Genomic DNA, 2,037 nt, shown 5'->3' with positions numbered 1-2,037 from the left:
AAATTTTAATAAGACTAGAAAATATTTCGTTGAAATCACCTGTTATTGTTAATATTTTTGAATATGTTCTTATCTTAGATTGATCTCTACTCTTTTTATCTATGTGTAGAGAACTATTGATTGTAAGCGTTATGGTTTTTTTGTTGGGGGTTTACAATTCCAGTTACTTTTATATTAGTTTTAATTTTAAATACAAGAAGTATATTCTAAATATACGATGATAATGTTAATTAATTAAAAAGATTTAGATTCTTAACATTAAATTTCGAATTTATCCCATAAGTTTTGTAATAACTCCAGCACCAACAGTTTTACCTCCTTCTCTAATGGCAAAATGTAGTCCTTCTTCTAATGCTACAGGGTATATTAATTCAATTGATATTGTTACATTATCTCCTGGCATTATCATTTCAACACCTTTACCAAGATGAATTGTTCCAGTTACATCTGTGGTTCTAAAGTAGAATTGGGGTCTGTATTTGTTTAATATCGGGGTATGTCTCCCACCTTCTTCTTTCTTTAATGCATAAACTTCAGCTAAAAAAATAGAGTACGAACATAAGGATTTAGGTTTACATAAAACCCTACCTCTTTCAATAATATTTTTGTCAATTCCTCTTAATAAAATACCAACGTTATCACCCGCTTCTCCTTGGATTAAAGTTTTTCTGAACATCTCGATGCCAACACATGTTGTTTTTATTGTTTGTTTGATACCAACTATTTCTATATCATCTCCTATTTTAATTAATCCCCTTTCTATTCGTCCTGTTGCAACAGTTCCTCTTCCTAGAATTGAAAATACATCCTCAATTGGCATTAGAAATGGCTTATCTCTTTCACGTTTTGGTGTTGGTATATATTTATCAATTGTTTTAATTAAAAGTTTTATTGAATCACATCATTTACCTTTTGTTTCTTTTAGAGCCATTAATGCTGATCCTCTAATAATTGGTATTATTTTTCCAGGATAATTGTTAGAAGAAAGTAATTCTCTGAGTTCTAGTTCAATAAGTTCTATTAAATCTAAGTCATCTATTAAATCAACCTTATTTAAGAAAATAACAATTGCAGGTACACCTATTTGTTTGGCTAATAATATGTGTTCTCTTGTTTGAGGCATTGGTCCATCGTATGCCGAACAAACCAATATGGCTCCATCCATTTGAGCTGTTCCTGTTATCATATTTTTGATGTAGTCTGAATGACCTGGACAATCGACATGGGCATAATGTCTTGTTTCAGATTCATATTCAACATGTGTAGTGGATATAGTTATTCCACGAACTTTTTCTTCAGGTGATGAATCTATTTCCTCATATGGTTTATAATTTCCAAAGAATTTAGTAATTGCTGCAGTTAATGTTGTTTTGCCATGGTCAACATGTCCTATTGTTCCGATATTTATATGTGGTTTGTTGCGGTTAAATGTTGGCTTTAACAGGTTCTTATCAGAATAGTAAATAGTTTAATCCCATTTTAACAACATCCTTATGTCTTTGATCATTTTTTGTTAATTTATATTTAATATTGATGTAGTATTTGGTATTTGTTACATTTAGATCATTTTATCCTATGATTTTGTTGTTAACGATAGGATATATTCATGTTTATTACAATCAACAATAAGATCATTGGTAAGTTTCTAGTCCTATAATTCTGTTGTTTAAATTACTAATAAATGTATCTATATTATAATTATAAATTTATATCCAATCCCATGTATATATTTTCATGTTAATAGATTAAGTACTACCAATCTGCCATCATAGTTATGTTTGATTACTTGTTAACATCTTGATTTTTAATAATTACTCAATGGATATTTCGATTAAGATTTGGTAATCCATTTCTTTGATTAAATTGAATTCGTAACTTCGTTGTTAATAATACGTTGAAATGAACTGTTTAAATCATTTATCAAATCATTGATGTCTTCGAATCCTATTTGTAACCTTATGATTGGGTTGTTAGTTTTTCCTTTGAAATGTCGATGTTTAGTATCAGCTATCGCTGCTAAGCTTTTATATCCTCCTC

At 29.1% G+C, this 2,037-nt stretch carries 2 protein-coding genes; both read right to left on the bottom strand.

Going from position 1 to position 2,037, the window contains the following annotated elements; all coding sequences use genetic code 4:
- Positions 1-133 (bottom strand): 30S ribosomal protein S10 (locus MAGTDC_RS05935; protein WP_414173060.1); only part of this gene is annotated, 133 nt, incomplete at its 3' end.
- Positions 134-271: 138 nt separating this feature from the next.
- The gene (gene tuf / locus MAGTDC_RS02570) at positions 272-1,444 is read right to left on the bottom strand and encodes an elongation factor Tu (RefSeq protein ID WP_146656917.1); all 1,173 of its coding nucleotides are present in this window, start codon (positions 1,442-1,444) and stop codon (positions 272-274) included.
- Between the last annotated feature and the right edge of the window lie 593 nt (positions 1,445-2,037).

The organism is Candidatus Hodgkinia cicadicola, assembly GCF_002774925.1.
This window is presented reverse-complemented; position numbering and strand designations above follow the sequence as displayed.